The sequence below is a fragment of the Streptomyces sp. NPDC043680 genome, assembly GCF_056436685.1.
This window is the reverse complement of record NZ_JBWKCE010000004.1, coordinates 537072-552437: the sequence shown is the minus strand read 5'-3', so window position 1 is coordinate 552437 and position 15366 is coordinate 537072. Positions and strand designations below refer to the sequence as shown.

The following is a 15366-nucleotide window of genomic DNA, read 5'->3' as shown; positions in this document are numbered from 1 at the left end:
CTGCTCCCGCAGGTTCGCCTGCGCGGCCATACTGTCAGATGGTTTGAACGCGTTCAACGGCCGCCCTGGCAGTGGCCTCTGGGAGACGGCGCGCGGCAGGTGGCGCCCGGTGAGGGCGCACAGCCCGTGCGGGCGGCGCGGCTCAGGCTCGCTGTCGCGGGTGCGGGGGGCTCTGTACGAGGCGGGGCGGTGCGGGCACCGGTTCGAGTTCCTCGGTGCAGAAGGCGCACCGCCGGGCGCGGGCGGGCACGGGGCTCAGACAGGCGGGGCAGTCCCGCTTGTCGGCCTGGACGTCCTGGTGCGGGGCGAACCGCTCGTGGAGCTTGTTCATCGGGGCGACGACCAGGAAGTACAGGGCAGAGGCGACCAGGGCGAAACTGATCATGGCGTTGATGAAGCTGCCGTAGGGGAAGACCGTCTTCCCGAGGGTGAACGTCCTGTCGGTGAAGTCGCCCGCCGCTCCGGCGGCCAGCCCCACCAGCGGGGTCAGGAACGCCTTGACGAAACCGTTGACCACGGCGGTGAACGCCGCGCCGATCACTATGCCCACGGCCAGGTCGACGACGTTGCCCCGCAGGATGAAGCTGCGGAAGCCTGACAGTCCCTTCATCTGACGCCCTCCTGACGCGGTGGCGGACGGGTGCGAGCGGTGGTGCTCTGCGGCCGTGTACCCGGCTCTTCGGCGTCCACCCCGCCCGAGGCTGCTCGCTCGGGTCCTCGGCGCGGCGGCCTGCCGCGTCGCGCGGCCGGGGATGTTTGGCGAGGACCGGACAGGACAGTCGCCTGGTATGAAGGACACCCCACCTCCCGCAGACAGGGTCGGGCACGATGAGGGCCGCCGGCCTCGACCAGAGGCGGGACCCGGCCCCGAAGTGGAGCGCAACGCGCCCGACCAACCCACGGATCTCCCGAAGAAGTCCTGGTCGGCGGTGCTGAAGCGGACGCTGAAGGAGTTCAAGGACGACGAGCTGGCCGACCGGGCCGCCGCATTGACGTACTACAGCGTCCTGTCCCTCTTCCCCGCCCTCCTGGTGCTGGTGTCCCTGCTCGGAGTCGCCGGGACGTCCGCCACCCAGTCCGTCCTGGACAGCCTCCAGAAACTGACTCCCGGCGCCGCGCGGGACATCGTCTCCGGCGCGATCCGCCAGCTCCAAGGCGGCTCGGGGACCGGTTCCATCGTGGCGGTGATCGGCCTGATCGCCGCGGTGTGGTCCGCCTCCGGCTACGTCGCCGCGTTCATCCGCTCCTCCAACGCGGTCTACGACATTCCGGAGGGCAGGCCCGTCTGGAAGGTACTGCCCCTGCGGCTGGCCCTCACCGTGGGGCTGATGGTCATGGCGACGGCGAGCGCCCTGATCGTGGTGTTCACCGGCGGTCTCGCCCGCCGCGCGGGCGATGCCCTGGGGCTGGGTGACACGGCGGTCACCGTGTGGTCGATCGCGAAATGGCCCGTGCTGGTCCTCCTGGTCACCATCATGATCGCCGTGCTGTACTGGGCCTCCCCGAACGCGAAGGGGCGCGGGTTCCGCTGGATCACTCCGGGCAGTTTCCTCGCGCTGGTGATCTGGATGATCGCCTCCGCGGGCTTCGCCCTCTACGTGGCGAACTTCGGCTCGTACAACAAGACGTACGGCACCTTGGCCGGAGTCATCATCTTCCTCATCTGGCTGTGGATCACCAATCTGGCCATTCTCCTGGGCCTGGAGTTCGACGCGGAGATGAGCCGGGAGCGCGCCATCGCCGGCGGATTCCCCGCACAGGACGAGCCCTACGTGGAGCCGCGCGACACGCGGGAGTGGAGCGAGGAGGACAAGCGGCGTGCACAGTGACCGGACCGCGCTCCCCCGAGGCGCCCAGGCCGCAGCGGGGGCGCCTCCCCGTCTGCTGCGTCACCTGCGCGCCGTCGACCAGGCGCTGACCCGGTCGGCCGCCTCGTGGGAGGGCACGCTGGCTCGCAGGGTGCTCCCGGCGGTCGAGGAGGCGGCCGAACACACCAAACTGTGGCTGGCCGCCGCCGCGCTCCTGGCCATGGCGGGCGGGCCCCGCGGACGCCGGGCCGCGGCGGCGGGGCTGGCCGGCATGTGGACCGCGCAGGCCGTCGGCGGCGGCGTGAAACACCTGGGGGAGCGCCGCCGGCCGCCCAAGGAGCTGATCCCGAACGACCAGGTCGAGGACCGGCCCGACACCTCGTCCTTCCCCTCCGGCCATACCGTCGCCGCGGTCGGCTTCACCGCGTCCGTCGCGTCGGCGTGGCCCGCAGCGGCCGTCCCGTGCGCGGTTCTGACGGCGGCCGTCGCCCTCCAGCGCGTGCACAGCGGTGCCCACTACCCCAGCGACGTCGCCGCGGGAGCCGTCATCGGCTGCGCCGGCTCCGCGCTCGCCCGCCACCTGCTCGCACGCGCACGGCGGGCGGATTGCCTCGGGTGACCGGCCGAAAGACGGTCACCCCGCCCCGTGCCAGTGCTGGTCGTGGGTGCGGTGGGCCTCGGTCAGACCCTCGCGGAAGAACCGCTCGTAGTAGCCGTTCTCCACGTGGTGCGCCTGCAGCCACACGCCCGGGACGTGGATGGTGTCGCAGTGGGCGGGAAAGCGCCCGTGCGTTTCGTAGATGTAGGTGCAGATGTCCCGCGTACAGGCGACGACGTCGGCGGAGTAGTTGCTCGCCTGGTGCAGGTACTGGCTGCCGAAGTCACCGCGGTAGATGCGCGCGAACAGTCCCTCGTCGGAGTAGATGCCCGTCGGCCCGAACTTGCCCGCCACGACGTCGTCGACCGCTGAGCCCATGTCCGCGTAGTTGGGCGGGCACATGGCTTTGATCAGGTGCTCGCCGTCGTGCCGGAGGCCGACGGGGCACGCCCGCAGGGCGGCGTAGCGCGGAAGCGGCACGTGCCAGCGCAGGACGTCCGCCGGCCTCCACCGCGGGGTGACCCAGTCGAAGCCGAGCATGGGACCGTAGGTCGGGCGGAACTTGGGGTCGCCCAGCATGATCGGCGGGGCGAGCGAGGCGTGGATCCACGCGCCGAGGCCCATGGCGTCGGCGGTGAGCATGAGGTTCTGCAACAGCAGGTCGGCCTCGATCTGCGTGCGCATGGCCCAGATGGCGCCCAGGGGCAGCTTGTTGTCCTTGTTCAGGAAGCCCGAGGCGACCCACTTGTGCACCCCCGCGGAGCGGTACAGGTTCCGGTCGTCGACGATCGCCGGCCGGGCTCCCTCGGGCTGCGTGAGGAGGTACATCAGCCCGTTGACGTACTGGCGGGACAGGTCCACCACGGGGAAGAGGACGGTGGTGCCGGGAAGGTTCGACAGGAACCGGTTCGAGTCCAGGTAGGCGGGGAAGTCCCGCTTGCCTTCCGGTACGTCGATGCGGTGGTCGAGCAGCTGCACCTTCGCCTGGGCGGCGCGTGAGCAGAGCGTCTCCGGGTCGAAGGCGGTCGCCGAGCCGTCGGACGGTGGCGGCAGTCTGCGCAGGAAGTACGTACCGCTGTCGTTGATCAGGAAGAAGTGGGTGCCCTGGGCGTTGTCGGGGCTGCCCGCGGTCCGGCCGGCCATGTTGAGGTTCGGTTTGGCCATGATGGGTTTGCCGTTGCGCGGGTCGGCGAAGGGGCGGTCGGGCATGGTGAGGCCGGAGCACCCCGTCACAGCGATGAGGACGGCCTCTTCGAGCTCGCTCAGCGGGGCGCGTGGTCCGGTGGAGGTCCAGCTCATCGAACCGGCCTCGACCGAGCTGCCGCGGCTGACCCGGTGGGTACGGCGACGCCAGATCGACGGCAGCAGCGGGCGGTTCATCAGGTCCTCAAGCCCGGGACGGCTGTGGGTGCTCAGCGGAAACTTCATGCGGCTGTCCCTTCACGGCGAGGCCGACCCGGTCGGGTCGGGTCGGGTCCGGTCAGGCCGGGTCTTGTCCTCAGTCGCGCAGGCGTGCTTCGACGGTCTCGACGAGGCCGGCGATGACGCCGTCGGGCGAGGGGCTGTAGTGCGGGACGGCCCACCGCGTGATCCGGGCGTCGATGAGGGCGGGGCGACCGGAGGCCAGCGCATCACGGAACGCCTTCTCGAACTCGTCCAGCGTCTCCACCCGGTAGCCCTCGGCTCCGCACGCCCGCGCGTACGCGGCGAAGTCTGGGTTCTGGAACTCCACCAGTGCGGACTCCCCGTAGGTGGTCAGCTGGAAGAGCTTGATCAGCTTGAATTCCCGGTCGTCGAAGATGACCCAGATCACCGGGATCTCGTGCTCGACGGCGGTCATCAGCTCGAAGCCGGACAGCGCGTAGCACCCGTCGCCGCAGCCGACGACGACCGTGCGTTCCGGGTGTGCGGCCTTCAGGCCGATGGCGCCGTTGACGTGCCCGGCCATCGGCCCGAAGGAGCCGGCCTTGCGGAAGTTCTGCCCCTCCTCCAGCTCCACGTAATAGCCGAGCCAGGCGAGGTGCGCTCCGGCGTCGGCGAGGAGGATCCCCTGCGGGGGCAGCATCCGGCCGATCGCCTGGGCGAGCTCCCCCGGGTGGATCTTTCCCGTCAGGTGGGTGATGTGACGGGCTTCGTAGTCCCGCCCCTTGACCTCGACCGCCGGGACGTCACCCACCCTCCGCTCCAGCGCCTCGTACAGAGCCGCGACCCCGAGACGCGCATCGGAGCGCAGGGCGTGGTCGGGCCGGTAGGCCTTGTGGAACTCGGCCTCGGAGATGTTCACGTGGACGAGCACCTTGTTCTCGAACAGGTCCTCGCGGTAGTTGAACGTGGCGTGCTGGTTCAGGGAGTTGCCGATGCACACCACGACGTCCGCCTCGCGGAACGCCTTCCATGCGCTGGAATGACCGCTGTCGGCGAAGACGCCGACCGAGAGCGGGTGTCCTTCGGAGACGATGCCCTTGCCGTCCAGCGTGGTGAGCAAGGGGATCTGGAACCGTTCGATCAGCCGCCGGACCTCCGCTCCCGCTCCACTGCGGATCGCGCCGAAGCCCACGAGCGCCACGATCCGCTCGCGCCGCGCGAGGGCGTCGGCGAGCATCGACGCGATCTCCTCGACGCGTTGCGGATCGGGGACGACCGGTGCGACGTCGAGCCGGAGGGGGCGGAAGTTCGAGACCTCGACGCCCCGGTGGGTGAGGTCCTCGGGAACATGGATGTGCACCGGTCCCGGCCTGCCTTCGAAGGCCGTGTTGACGGCCTCCTCCAGCACGTCGCACGTGTCGGCGGCGTCGGTGAGCAGGAAGGACTTCTTCGTGGTGGCCGCGAACATGGCCCGGGAGTCGGGCGTCCGGTTCAGGCCCGAGGTCTCGTTGAGCGAGCCCCATCCCTGCCAGTCCCTCGACGCGTAGCCGGATACGGCGAGCACGGGGTACGAGTCGGACATCGCCACGGCGAGGCCGGAGAACAAGTTGAAAGCGCCGGGACCTGCTGTGGCGAAGCAGAAGCCGAGCTCGTTCGTGTACATCGCGTAACCGCAGGCCATGAAGGATGCGGCCTGCTCGTGTCGCGTGATGACCGGGCGGATCCGCTGCGAGTGCTTCAGTGCGAGCATCAGGCCGGCGGCGTTCTCCCCGGCGCCGCCGAACGCGGCGCGCACGCCGATGCCTTCCAGCCCTTTGACCATGGCTTCGTAGACTCTCATCGCCGTTCCTCGTCCCGCTCCCCCTCGTCCGACGTTCAGCTCGTCGGACGTCGAGGAGCAGCCGGTGTCGACTCATGGGCTTGCGCTGGGGGCAGCGAGTGGCGGGAAGGGCGTTCACCCGCGCCGGACGGCACTGCCGTGCGGTCCTCCGGAACCAGTCTGCCAGCACTCGGCGTATCCCGCTCCCGCACCCGGCCGGGGGCCGGGCGGGTGCCGGGAGCCGGGTGACACCCGTCTGCTCCGTCCCACGCGACGCGGCCGCCCCGCGGGGTCAGGGTGGTGGTGTGGACATGGACGAGATCGGCCGGTACGAGCACTACGTGGGCGGGCACCCGCAGGTGGAACGGCTCGTTTTCGAGCGGCTTGCCCGTGAGCTGATGCAGGTCCAGCTGAAATCCCGGAAGCGCAGCGGCGCCGCCGACCTGGCGAGGACGTTCCACGCCAAGGCGGTCCTCGGCGTGGAGAACGCCCGACTGAGGTTCCTCGACGACCTGCCGACCGACCTGCGGGCCGGCTTCGCGCGCCCTGGCGCCGAGTATCCCGTCACGGTCCGGCTCTCCAATGCGAGCGGCGTCCGTCAGCCCGACCAGGCCCCCGATCTGCGCGGAGCGGCCCTGCGCATCGCGGTGGGACCGCAGGCGGCGCACGACCTCCTCATGACGAGTCATCCGGTCTCGCACGCGCGCAACGCACGCGAGTTCGTCGCGTTCGCGAAGGCCATGGCGGGCGCCGACTCCACGCCCCGCAAGGCAGTCGCGCTGTTCGTCACCCTGCCCCTCGCGGTCGGATGGTCCGCGGCCGCCCGCATGCGGCGCAACGTGCGGGCGGGTACGAACCGTACGGTGGGCAGCCTGGCGCTGGAGACGTACTGGAGCCGTGGCGCCGTCCTGTGGGGTACGGCCGGACCGGTGCGCTACCAGCTGCGCCCGGCCCCGGACGCGACGCCCGCGCCGGCCCCGTCGGGCACCGACCCCGACCACCTGCACCATGAGCTCGCGCAACGGCTGCGTACGGCCGATGTCGTCTTCGAGCTGTACCTCCAGCGGTACGTGGATGCCCGCCGGACCCCCATCGAGGACGGCGCGGCCGAATGGAAGGAGCAGGACACGCCTTTGGTGCGGGTGGCGGTGCTGACCGTCCCGCGCCAGGACATCGACTCCGCCCCTGCACGCGCGGCAGCGGAGCGGGTCGACCAGCTCGCCTTCAACCCGTGGAACACCACGGAGGAGTTCCGGCCCCTGGGAAACCTCAACCGGGCGCGCAAGGTCGCCTACGAGGCCTCCAGCGCCCACCGTCTGGGCCACCGGTTCGCCGTCACCGCGCCCCGACGCAACGCCGTACTGGGCGTGCCGTTGCGCGCCGCCTTCCGCGGCATCGACCGCTGCGTGCCCTGGCACCGGCTGCCCACGCGCCTCGGTCTGCTGAACCTGGTGGCCTTCCGGCAGCAGTTGCGCCGTTCCAACCTGATCGACTCCGAAGTCCGCGAGGCGCCGCCCAGGGCCCGGCCCGTGCCCGGGCCCATCGACGAGAACCTGCGGACCGCGCGGAGCCACGACGGCACCTACAACGACCTGTCCGCACCGCACATGGGCGCGGTCGGGGCGGCCTTCGGCCGCAACCTTGCGCCCGTCTACCAGCCGGATCTGTTCGACGTGCCCAACCCGGTCACCGTCAGCAGGGAGCTGCTGCACCGCGACGCCTTCATCCCGGCGCGTTCGCTCAACATCCTGGCCGCGGCCTGGATCCAGTTCCAGGTGCACGACTGGGTCAACCACAAGCGCTACCCCACCGGTACGCAGTCGGTCGAGGTGCCGCTCCCGCCGGATGTCACCTGGACGAACACGCCGGGCGGACGGCCCGAGAGGGTGATGCGCTTCGCCGAGAACGAGGGGCTGCGCCCGGCCGGCGGCGCGATGCCGCCCATCCTCTTCGGCAATGTGGCGTCGCACTGGTGGGACGGCTCGGAGATCTACGGCGGTGACCCGGACTCCGCGCGGTCGCTGCGCGAGCCGGGCGGCGGTGCGGCCCTGCGGCTGGAGGACGGGCACCTGCCGGTCGGCCCGGACGGCCTCCCGCTGACCGGCTTCGCGGAGAGCTGGTGGTACGGCCTGAGCGCCATGCAGACCCTGTTCGCCCGCGAGCACAACGCCGTGTGCGACGCCTTGCGGCAGGAGTACCCGAGGCTGGACGAGGACCGTGTCTACGACACGGCGCGCCTGGTCGTCTCGGCCCTCATCGCGAAGATCCACACGGTGGAGTGGACCCCCGCGATCCTCGCCACCGAAGTCATCGACATCGGGTTGAAGACCAACTGGCAGGGGCCGCCGAAGAAGTGGCTCGAACAGCTCGGGCTGTGGCTCTTCGAAGCGCATTCGCTGACCGGGATCCCCAAGACCCTGCCGGACCACCACGGCACTCCCTACTCCCTCACCGAGGACTTCGTCACCGTCTACCGCATGCACCCGCTGCTGCCCGACGACTACGAGATCGTCGACCACCGGCTCGGCACGCGGCTGGACACCCTCGGCTTCCACGAGGTCCAGGGCACCGCTGCGGAACCGCTCATGCGCAGGACCGGTCTGGCCAATGCGCTGTACTCGCTCGGCAGCGCCCATCCGGGGGCGATCACCCTGCACAACTATCCCCGCGCCCTCCAGGCCTTCGAACGGGACGGCGAGATCATCGACCTGTCGGTGGTCGACCTCGTGCGCACCCGGCGCCGCGGGGTTCCGCGCTACAACGACTTCCGGGCGGGCCTGCACAAGCCGCGGCTGCGCCGGTTCGAGGACGTCTCCTCCGATCCGGAGACGGTCGCGCGCCTGAAGGACGTCTACCGGGACGTCGACCAGATCGACACCATGGTCGGCCTCTTCGCCGAGAACCCGCCACGCGGCTTCGGCTTCAGCGACACGGCCTTCCGCATCTTCATCCTGATGGCGACCCGCCGCCTGCAGAGCGATCGTTTCCTGACCGTCGATTTCCGGCCCGAGGTGTACACGCCGCTGGGCATGGACTGGATCGAACGCAACGGCATGACCAGTGTGGTCCTGCGGCACTGCCCCGAGCTCGCGAGCCTCCTGCCGCGCACGGCGAGCGCGTTCGCGCCCTGGCGCCCGGCTCCGGTGCGGAAGGCCGAAGACGGCCGCGACTGAGGCATGCCGGCGCTCTGGGGAAGCGACAAGATCTCGGGGCGAGATCTAGCGGATACACCCCTTCCCCATCTCGGCTTCCTCATTGAGGATCATGTGATATCCGGAAGCACTCAGTCCGCTTTTTCGGTTATCACCCCAATGAGGACCCATGTTTGCACTGTTCGACCCTCCCTCCGCCCCCGTGGAACGTAGATTCGGTGAAGGTTCCGGTCCCGTCCTCGACACACTTCGGGGACGGGGCTCCTTGAAACATGCCAAACCCTGCCCCATCCGGTCGAAGCCATCGAAAACCGCGAGAGGAGGAGCGCTGGCCCCTTGAGGTTCCGGATCAGCCGTCCCAGCAGTCCGTCCGCACCCCTGCCCCGGGAGGAACGAAGCCCGACACCGGCTCCGGCTGCGCCGCAGACCGCCGAAGCACCCCTGTCCGATCACGAGATCGCCCTGATCCGGGCGTCCGTCGCGGTGGTGGAGCCCCTCGCGCAGGAGATGACGGTCTACTTCTACGCCGTCCTGTTCGCCCGCTACCCCGAGGTCCGTCCGATGTTCCCGCCCGGGATGGATGCCCAACGCGGCCGCCTCCTGCGGGCGCTCCTGCGCATCGTGGACCTCGTCGACGACACCGAGGGGCTGGTCCGCTTCTGCGGGCACCTCGGACGCGACCACCGCAAGTTCGGCACCCTCGCCGCGCACTTCCCGGCGGTGGGCGAATGCCTGCTCGCCGCTCTGGCCCGCTACGCCGGCCCGGCCTGGAACCCGGACCTCGCCGCCGCCTGGACGAAGGCGTACGGCGCCATCGCCCAGGTCATGATCAGTGCGGCCGAGGAGGACGAGGCGGTACGGCCCGCCGTATGGCCCGCCACGGTGGTCCACCGCCTCTCACGCGGCCACGGCATCGCCGAAATCACCGTACATCCGCACATGCCGTACGAGTACGCCGCCGGACAGTACGTGAGCGTGGAAACCCCGTGGTGGCCGAAGCAGTGGCGCTACTACTCCCCCGCCAACGCACCGCGCGAGGACGGCACCCTCACCTTCCACGTGCGCGCCGTGCCCGGCGGCACGGTCAGCGACGCCCTCGTACACCGGGCCGTGGTGGGCGACGTCCTCCACCTCGGAGCGCCCATGGGCGACATGGTGCTGGACGCGGCCGTCCACAGCGACCTGCTCTGCGTGGCCGGCGGCACCGGTCTCGCGCCGATCCGGGCCCTCATCGAGGAGGTCGCCCGCCGCGGGGGACGCCATCAGGTGCACCTGTTCCTCGGCGCCCGCACCGGCGCGGAACTGTACGGGGTCGACGACATGCTCAGGATGGCGCAGCGGCACCACTGGCTGACCCTCCGGGGCGCGGTCTCCCACGAACACGTCCCCGGGATCCGGGGCTCCCTGCCGCAGGTGCTGGCCGAGTACGGGCCCTGGTACCAGCACGACGTCTTCCTCAGCGGGCCCGCTTCCATGGTCGTCTCCGCCACCGAAACGCTCACCCTCCACGGCACGCTGCCCGACCACATCCACCATGACCCCTTCGAGACCCCCGTCCTGTCTGCTCGTTGAGCCGCTCCCTCATCCGCCCTCCCAGGAGAACCCCCCGTGACCTTGCCGCCGCCGTCCTTCGGATCAGCGGGTGAACACCAGCTGCAGCAGCACCTGGGAACCGCCGACCGCGCCGCACGCTTCTACGACCAGCAGGTACGCCCCCACCTCACGCCGGAGATGCGTGAGTTCATCGGCCGCCAGGCCATGGTCTTCCTGGCCACCGCCGACTCCCACGGGGAATGCGACGCGAGTTTCCGGGCAGGGGCGCCAGGGTTCGTCCACGTGATCGACGACCGGACCCTCGCCTACCCCGAGTTCCGCGGGAACGGCGTGCTCGCGAGCGCCGGCAACATGCTGGAGAACCCGCATCTGGGCATGCTCTTCGTGGACTTCACCCACCACCACGTGGGACTCCACGTCAACGGCGTGGCCCGCCTCTACCACGACGCGGACCTGCGCCTGCTCCACCCCGACCTGCCCCGTGACGCCGCGCCCGGCCGCAGTCCGCACCTGTGGGTCCACCTCACCGTCGAGGAGGCCTACATCCACTGCTCCAAGTACATACCCCACATGGAGCCGGCTCCGCGCCCCGGCAGCCACGACGCGTCCCGCCCCAAGGACGCCCACTACTTCACCCAGCCGCGCGCAGCGCACTGCCCGAGCGTGCCGTAACAAGGTCCCGCTCCTTGCCGGGGGGCCGTGCCGCGTCAGCAGGCATGGCCCCTCCGTTTTGCCCGGCGGGGTTTGGAGTTGGGGCGACCGGCCATACGCAGCAGGAGGAAGTCATGACTGACACATCTCACAACGGCACACCGAAAGAGGCGGAGAAGGAGCAGCCGCTGTCGGCCGCCCACGTCATCCGTGCGGCGACGGACCAACTGTCGGAACTGCTGCGGCTGCCCATTGAGTCCGTGAGCTCCTGCCGGCGCGCCGAGGACGGCGCCTGGCAGCTCTCGGTAGAGGTTCTCGAACTCTCCCGGATCCCGGACACGACGAGTCTGCTGGCCTCGTACGACGTCGAACTCGACGCAGAGGGCGCATTGCTCGGCTACCGCCGCACCCGCCGCTACGAACGGGGCCGCGCGGACCGAAGGTGACCCGCTCCGCCCCCTACACGAGAGGGAACCAGAACAATGACCGTCGTCCCTGCCCAGTCCGCACCGGCCTCCTCGGGAGGCGGCTCCAGCGGGCTCTACGACGTCCTGGAACTCGTACTCGACCGCGGTCTGGTCATCGACGCGTTCGTGCGGGTCTCACTGGTCGGCATCGAGATCCTGAAGATCGACATACGGGTCGTCGTGGCCAGCGTGGACACCTATCTGAAGTTCGCCGAAGCCTGCAACCGCCTGGACCTGGAGGCCGGTCCGCGCAAGAGCCCCGGACTTCCGGACCTGGTGGGGGAGATCACCGAGTCCGGGGCCCGCGGCAAGTCCAAGGGCGCGCTCAGCGGCGCCGCACAGGCCGTCTCCGACATCTTCCACCGGGATGACGGCGAGGAGAAGGAGGAGAAGAGCGAGAGCCGGCCGCGCCGGCGGACCACCACCCGACGGGAGGAGAAGGAATGAGCACCTACGTGTACGGAATCACCCGCGCCTCCCAGCGGCTGCCCGAGCCCCTGGAAGGCATAGGCGAGCCGGCCCTGCCGGTCCGGACGGTGCGCAGCGGACGCCTGCTGGCACTGGTCAGCGATGCGCCGAGCGAACTGAAGGCCAAGCGGCGCGACCTGCTGGCCCATCAGCGCGTGGTCATCCAGGCCGGATCCGGCGGACCGGTGCTGCCGCTGCGGTTCGGCGGGGTCTCCCCCGACGACGCGACGGTGGCCGCCATCCTCGACGAGCACGAGAACAGCTACCTGGAGCGGCTCGACGCCCTGGAGGGCAAAGACGAGTACAACGTGAAGGCCGACCACGACGAGCAGGCGGTGCTCTACCAGGTGCTGTCCTCACATCCCGAACTGGCGGCCCGCCTTGAGGCCAACCGGGCTGCGGGTGGCGGCAGTTACGACCAGCGCCTGGAGTTCGGCGAGCTGATGGCCCGGGCGGTCAAGGAACGCGAGGCGGCGGACGCACGGCTGATCGAGTCCACCCTCACCCCGCTGGCGGCGGCGCTGCGGCACGGCCCGGAAAACAGTGGCCGGCTGGCGAACCTGTCGTTCCTGGTCGAACGGGAGCAGCGGGAGAAGTTCCTTGAGGCGGTCCGCGCCCTGGCCGAGCAGCACGAGCACCTGCACGTCCAGATCACCGGGCCGCTGCCGGCGTACAGCTTCGCCGACGCGGGCTGAGCGCGCGATGGGGCTGCTGACGGAGGTACTGCTGCTGCCGGCCGCTCCGGTGCGCGGCACCGCATGGGTGCTGCGGCAGGTGGTGGCCGAAGCGGAACGGCAGTACTACGACCCGTCCGTCATCCAGAAGGAGTTGGCGCAACTGGTCGCCGCGTTCGAGGCGGGCGAGATGGACGAGGCCGAGTTCGACCGCCGGGAGGACGAGCTCCTGGACCGACTGGAAAGCAGGGTGCGACCGCAATGACCAACCCGACGGCCACCGGAGCCGAAGGTCGAGGGCGGTCATGACCATGCCCTCCGGCCTGTCACGGCCCTACGACGACGGCAGTAGTGCAAATCTCGCCGACATCCTCGAACGCGTCCTGGACAAGGGCGTGGTGATCGCCGGCGACATCCGCATCAACCTGCTCGACATCGAACTGCTGACGATCAAGCTCCGGCTGGTGGTGGCCTCGGTGGACCGGGCCAAGGAGATGGGTATCGACTGGTGGGAACAGGACCCCGCCCTGTCCTCCTCGGCCCGGTCCACCGAACTCGGCAAGGAGAACGAACAACTGCGCCGCCGCATAGCGGAGTTGGAATCCAGGCCGGAGCAGACATGGCAGACATGAACCACCCCGACCACCACGACCACGACGACCACGACGACCACGACGACCACGACCGCAGCCTCGACCCCGGCCGCGACCGCGAGGACACCCTGCTGTACGTGTACACGGTCGTCGAGGCGTCCGCCCGCGAAGCCCTTCCGGACCTGCCGGCGCCCCTGGGGGGCGGCCTGCGGCTGGTGGAGCACGCGCGGCTCGCGGCCGTCGTCGAGCCCGTCGAGGCGGTTCGCTTCGACGAGGAACCCCTGCGCGCACAGCTGGAGGACCTCGACCGGCTGTCCGCCCTGGCGCGCGCCCACCACAGCGTGGTCGCCGCCGTCGGCGAACGCACCACGACCGTGCCACTGCAGCTGGCCACCCTCTGCCGCGGCGAGGAGAGCGTACGCCGCCTGCTGGACGAGGCGCACCAGCAGATCACCGCCACGATGGAGCGCATCGCCGGTGCGCAGGAGTGGGGGGTCAAGGTCTACGCCGACGCCTCCTCCTCCCCGCCGGCGCCGGGGCCCGCCCCGGCGCCGGCCCCGGGCCGGCCGCCGGACGGATCCGGTGACGGATCGGCCGGGCGCGACTACCTGCGCCGGCGGCTCAAGGACCGCCGCGCCCGGGAAACCGCCGAGGAGGAAGCCGCCCGCACCTGCGAGAGCATCCACCGGGTGCTCTCCGCGCACGCCTCGGCAGCGGTGCTGCATCCACCCCAGCAGCCCCAGTTGTCCGGTGCGCCCGGACGCAACGTCCTCAACGCCGCGTACCTCGTCCCCGTGCACGCCCGCCGGAGTTTCTCCGAAGCCGTCCCCTCCGCGCAGATGCTGCCCCGCGGGCTGCGTCTGGAGGTCACCGGCCCGTGGGTGCCCTATTCCTTCACCGCGGGCGGCCAGGGCGGGGCCGTCTCATGACGGGGCAGCAGGAGCTCGCCCTGGTCGACCTGCTCGACCGGCTGCTGGCGGGAGGCGTCGTCCTGGCCGGCGACATCACCCTGCGCATCGCGGACGTGGATCTCGTACGCATCGACCTCAAAGCCCTCATCAGTTCCGTCAACGACGCCGTACCGTCCCCCTGGAAGCAGGTGGCCCCATGAGCCGGCCCCAGCGGGTCGAACTCGACCCCGACACCGTGGAACGCGACCTGGCCCGTCTGGTCCTGACCGTCGTCGAGCTGCTACGGCAGCTGATGGAACGCCAGGCCCTGCGCCGCGTGGAATGCGGCGACCTCAGCGAGGAGCAGGAGGAGCGGCTCGGCCTGACCCTCATGCTGCTTGAGGACCGCATGGGGCTGCTGCGCAGCCGGTTCGGCCTCACCCCCGAGGACCTCAACCTCGATCTCGGGCCGCTCGGCAGGCTTCTGTAAAGGTTTAGCGAGAGCAGATGCGGCCAGACGCGGAACATGACTGCATCCGAGAAGTCCACCAACTCCAAGGCCTCTTCCAGCAGTTCCCGCTCGAACGGGGCCACCACCAGGCAGCGCGCCACACAGGCCGCACAGGCCGGCGCGAAGACCGCCTCCGACGCCAAGGACGAAGCGACCGGCACACTGACGGTGCTGCCCGCCCCTCTCGCGGAGAAGACCCGTGTCGCAGCCCAGGCGCTGCGGGGCGGCGTCGACCGCGCCGGACTGCTGTGGAGCGCCGTCCGCGCCCGCAAGGCCGTGGCCGCCGGTGCCGCCACGGGCACGGCCACCCTCGTCGCCGCCTCGTACGCCGTCGGCCGACGGGCGGGTTTGCGGCGCCGCGGCCCCCTCTCCCGGCTGACGGGCGGCCGTCTCTGACCCGGCCCGGCGCCGGCGCATCGGAGTCACGCCAGGCCCGAGAGGGCCGTACCGCCACTTGGAGGCGACATGGCCGCACGGGGCAGACTGTCGGCACGTGAGGCCGCAGCATGGAACCGGCTGGAATGGCAGCTCACGGCGCAGCCGCCGCGCACCGGCCGGCTGGTGCCGGGTGCCCGGCGGCCCGTGCCGGGCACACAGGCCGGCCCCGTGCCCGCCGCCCCGATGAAGCGGGCCGTGGCCGCCCTCCTTCTGGGGGCGGCGCTCGCGGTCCTCGTCACGAGCGCGCTCGGCGGGTCGACGCCCGTCGCCGTGGCAGCGGTGATGGCGTGGATCGGTGCGGTGAGCGCCGCCTCGGCGGTGTTCGGCCACGACTCCGGTGCCCGTCGGCGCCGCTGAGCCCCTGTGCAGCCGCACAGG

General features: G+C 70.7%; 18 protein-coding genes. 15 read left to right on the top strand and 3 right to left on the bottom strand.

Annotated features, from left to right (window positions below; all coding sequences use genetic code 11):
- Positions 1-142: 142 nt before the first annotated feature.
- Positions 143-610, bottom strand: coding sequence for a large conductance mechanosensitive channel protein MscL (gene mscL / locus AC0666_RS12225; RefSeq protein ID WP_468963881.1), 468 nt, complete (start codon positions 608-610; stop codon positions 143-145).
- Positions 611-788: 178 nt separating this feature from the next.
- Between mscL and AC0666_RS12220 the strand changes: the two genes are divergently transcribed.
- Entirely contained in the window at positions 789-1829 is a 1041-nt protein-coding gene (locus tag AC0666_RS12220) for a YihY/virulence factor BrkB family protein (protein WP_468963880.1), read from the top strand.
- Complete coding sequence (locus AC0666_RS12215) at positions 1819-2427, top strand: phosphatase PAP2 family protein (RefSeq protein ID WP_468963879.1); 609 nt, start codon at positions 1819-1821, stop codon at positions 2425-2427. The genes AC0666_RS12220 and AC0666_RS12215 overlap by 11 nt, the downstream gene beginning before the upstream one ends.
- Positions 2428-2442: 15 nt before the next feature.
- Here the strand turns inward: AC0666_RS12215 and AC0666_RS12210 are convergent, their stop codons facing one another.
- Positions 2443-3834 carry a hypothetical protein gene (locus AC0666_RS12210; RefSeq protein ID WP_468963878.1) on the bottom strand — a complete coding sequence of 464 codons (1392 nt, stop codon included), beginning with the start codon at positions 3832-3834 and terminating at the stop codon, positions 2443-2445.
- Positions 3835-3904: 70 nt separating this feature from the next.
- On the bottom strand, positions 3905-5611 hold the full coding sequence (locus tag AC0666_RS12205) for a thiamine pyrophosphate-binding protein (protein WP_468963877.1): 1707 nt from the start codon (positions 5609-5611) through the stop codon (positions 3905-3907).
- A 290-nt stretch (positions 5612-5901) separates the two neighbouring features.
- Here AC0666_RS12205 and AC0666_RS12200 point away from each other — a divergent pair, with 290 nt between their 5' ends.
- The 13 genes from AC0666_RS12200 (at position 5902) to AC0666_RS12140 (ending at position 15345) form a co-directional block, all read left to right on the top strand.
- Positions 5902-8763 carry a peroxidase family protein gene (locus AC0666_RS12200; RefSeq protein ID WP_478707543.1) on the top strand — a complete coding sequence of 954 codons (2862 nt, stop codon included), beginning with the start codon at positions 5902-5904 and terminating at the stop codon, positions 8761-8763.
- Between the two features lie 315 nt (positions 8764-9078).
- A complete protein-coding gene (locus AC0666_RS12195) occupies positions 9079-10314 on the top strand; it encodes a globin domain-containing protein (protein WP_478707542.1) in 1236 nt (411 codons plus the stop codon).
- 36 nt (positions 10315-10350) lie between these two features.
- Positions 10351-10968 (top strand): pyridoxamine 5'-phosphate oxidase family protein, encoded by a 618-nt coding sequence (locus tag AC0666_RS12190; RefSeq protein WP_468963874.1) that lies wholly within the window; start codon positions 10351-10353, stop codon positions 10966-10968.
- 113 nt (positions 10969-11081) lie between these two features.
- Complete coding sequence (gvpO, locus tag AC0666_RS12185; protein WP_468963873.1) at positions 11082-11393, top strand: gas vesicle protein GvpO; 312 nt, start codon at positions 11082-11084, stop codon at positions 11391-11393.
- 36 nt (positions 11394-11429) lie between these two features.
- Positions 11430-11861, top strand: coding sequence for a gas vesicle structural protein GvpA (locus AC0666_RS12180; protein WP_468578955.1), 432 nt, complete (start codon positions 11430-11432; stop codon positions 11859-11861).
- A complete protein-coding gene (locus AC0666_RS12175) occupies positions 11858-12577 on the top strand; it encodes a GvpL/GvpF family gas vesicle protein (protein WP_468963872.1) in 720 nt (239 codons plus the stop codon). Before AC0666_RS12180 ends, AC0666_RS12175 begins: the two co-directional genes overlap by 4 nt.
- A gap of 7 nt (positions 12578-12584) precedes the next feature.
- Positions 12585-12821: a gas vesicle protein GvpG gene (locus tag AC0666_RS12170; RefSeq protein WP_468963871.1), complete on the top strand. Its 237-nt coding sequence runs from the start codon at positions 12585-12587 to the stop codon at positions 12819-12821.
- Positions 12822-12861: 40 nt separating this feature from the next.
- Positions 12862-13188, top strand: a complete 327-nt coding sequence (locus AC0666_RS12165; protein ID WP_468963870.1) for a gas vesicle protein — start codon at positions 12862-12864, stop codon at positions 13186-13188.
- On the top strand, positions 13176-14078 hold the full coding sequence (locus AC0666_RS12160) for a GvpL/GvpF family gas vesicle protein (protein WP_468963869.1): 903 nt from the start codon (positions 13176-13178) through the stop codon (positions 14076-14078). The genes AC0666_RS12165 and AC0666_RS12160 overlap by 13 nt, the downstream gene beginning before the upstream one ends.
- On the top strand, positions 14075-14260 hold the full coding sequence (locus tag AC0666_RS12155; RefSeq protein ID WP_356850046.1) for a gas vesicle protein: 186 nt from the start codon (positions 14075-14077) through the stop codon (positions 14258-14260). Before AC0666_RS12160 ends, AC0666_RS12155 begins: the two co-directional genes overlap by 4 nt.
- Entirely contained in the window at positions 14257-14529 is a 273-nt protein-coding gene (locus AC0666_RS12150) for a gas vesicle protein K (RefSeq protein ID WP_361715585.1), read from the top strand. Before AC0666_RS12155 ends, AC0666_RS12150 begins: the two co-directional genes overlap by 4 nt.
- A gap of 36 nt (positions 14530-14565) precedes the next feature.
- Positions 14566-14946 carry a hypothetical protein gene (locus AC0666_RS12145; RefSeq protein WP_468578958.1) on the top strand — a complete coding sequence of 127 codons (381 nt, stop codon included), beginning with the start codon at positions 14566-14568 and terminating at the stop codon, positions 14944-14946.
- 69 nt (positions 14947-15015) lie between these two features.
- On the top strand, positions 15016-15345 hold the full coding sequence (locus AC0666_RS12140; protein WP_468963867.1) for a hypothetical protein: 330 nt from the start codon (positions 15016-15018) through the stop codon (positions 15343-15345).
- Positions 15346-15366 lie beyond the last annotated feature (21 nt).

Bases quoted from the DNA above. Each gene is read 5' to 3' on its own strand.
- gvpO (WP_468963873.1), top strand. From the start codon at position 11,082: ATGACTGACACATCTCACAACGGCACACCGAAAGAGGCGGAGAAGGAG.
- AC0666_RS12150 (WP_361715585.1), top strand. From the start codon at position 14,257: ATGAGCCGGCCCCAGCGGGTCGAACTCGACCCCGACACCGTGGAACGC.
- AC0666_RS12170 (WP_468963871.1), top strand. From the start codon at position 12,585: ATGGGGCTGCTGACGGAGGTACTGCTGCTGCCGGCCGCTCCGGTGCGC.
- AC0666_RS12160 (WP_468963869.1), top strand. From the start codon at position 13,176: ATGGCAGACATGAACCACCCCGACCACCACGACCACGACGACCACGAC.
- AC0666_RS12165 (WP_468963870.1), top strand. From the start codon at position 12,862: ATGACCATGCCCTCCGGCCTGTCACGGCCCTACGACGACGGCAGTAGT.
- mscL (WP_468963881.1), bottom strand. From the start codon at position 610: ATGAAGGGACTGTCAGGCTTCCGCAGCTTCATCCTGCGGGGCAACGTC.
- AC0666_RS12175 (WP_468963872.1), top strand. From the start codon at position 11,858: ATGAGCACCTACGTGTACGGAATCACCCGCGCCTCCCAGCGGCTGCCC.
- AC0666_RS12155 (WP_356850046.1), top strand. From the start codon at position 14,075: ATGACGGGGCAGCAGGAGCTCGCCCTGGTCGACCTGCTCGACCGGCTG.
- AC0666_RS12180 (WP_468578955.1), top strand. From the start codon at position 11,430: ATGACCGTCGTCCCTGCCCAGTCCGCACCGGCCTCCTCGGGAGGCGGC.
- AC0666_RS12210 (WP_468963878.1), bottom strand. From the start codon at position 3,834: ATGAAGTTTCCGCTGAGCACCCACAGCCGTCCCGGGCTTGAGGACCTG.
- AC0666_RS12205 (WP_468963877.1), bottom strand. From the start codon at position 5,611: ATGAGAGTCTACGAAGCCATGGTCAAAGGGCTGGAAGGCATCGGCGTG.
- AC0666_RS12145 (WP_468578958.1), top strand. From the start codon at position 14,566: ATGACTGCATCCGAGAAGTCCACCAACTCCAAGGCCTCTTCCAGCAGT.
- AC0666_RS12200 (WP_478707543.1), top strand. From the start codon at position 5,902: ATGGACGAGATCGGCCGGTACGAGCACTACGTGGGCGGGCACCCGCAG.
- AC0666_RS12220 (WP_468963880.1), top strand. From the start codon at position 789: ATGAAGGACACCCCACCTCCCGCAGACAGGGTCGGGCACGATGAGGGC.
- AC0666_RS12140 (WP_468963867.1), top strand. From the start codon at position 15,016: ATGGCCGCACGGGGCAGACTGTCGGCACGTGAGGCCGCAGCATGGAAC.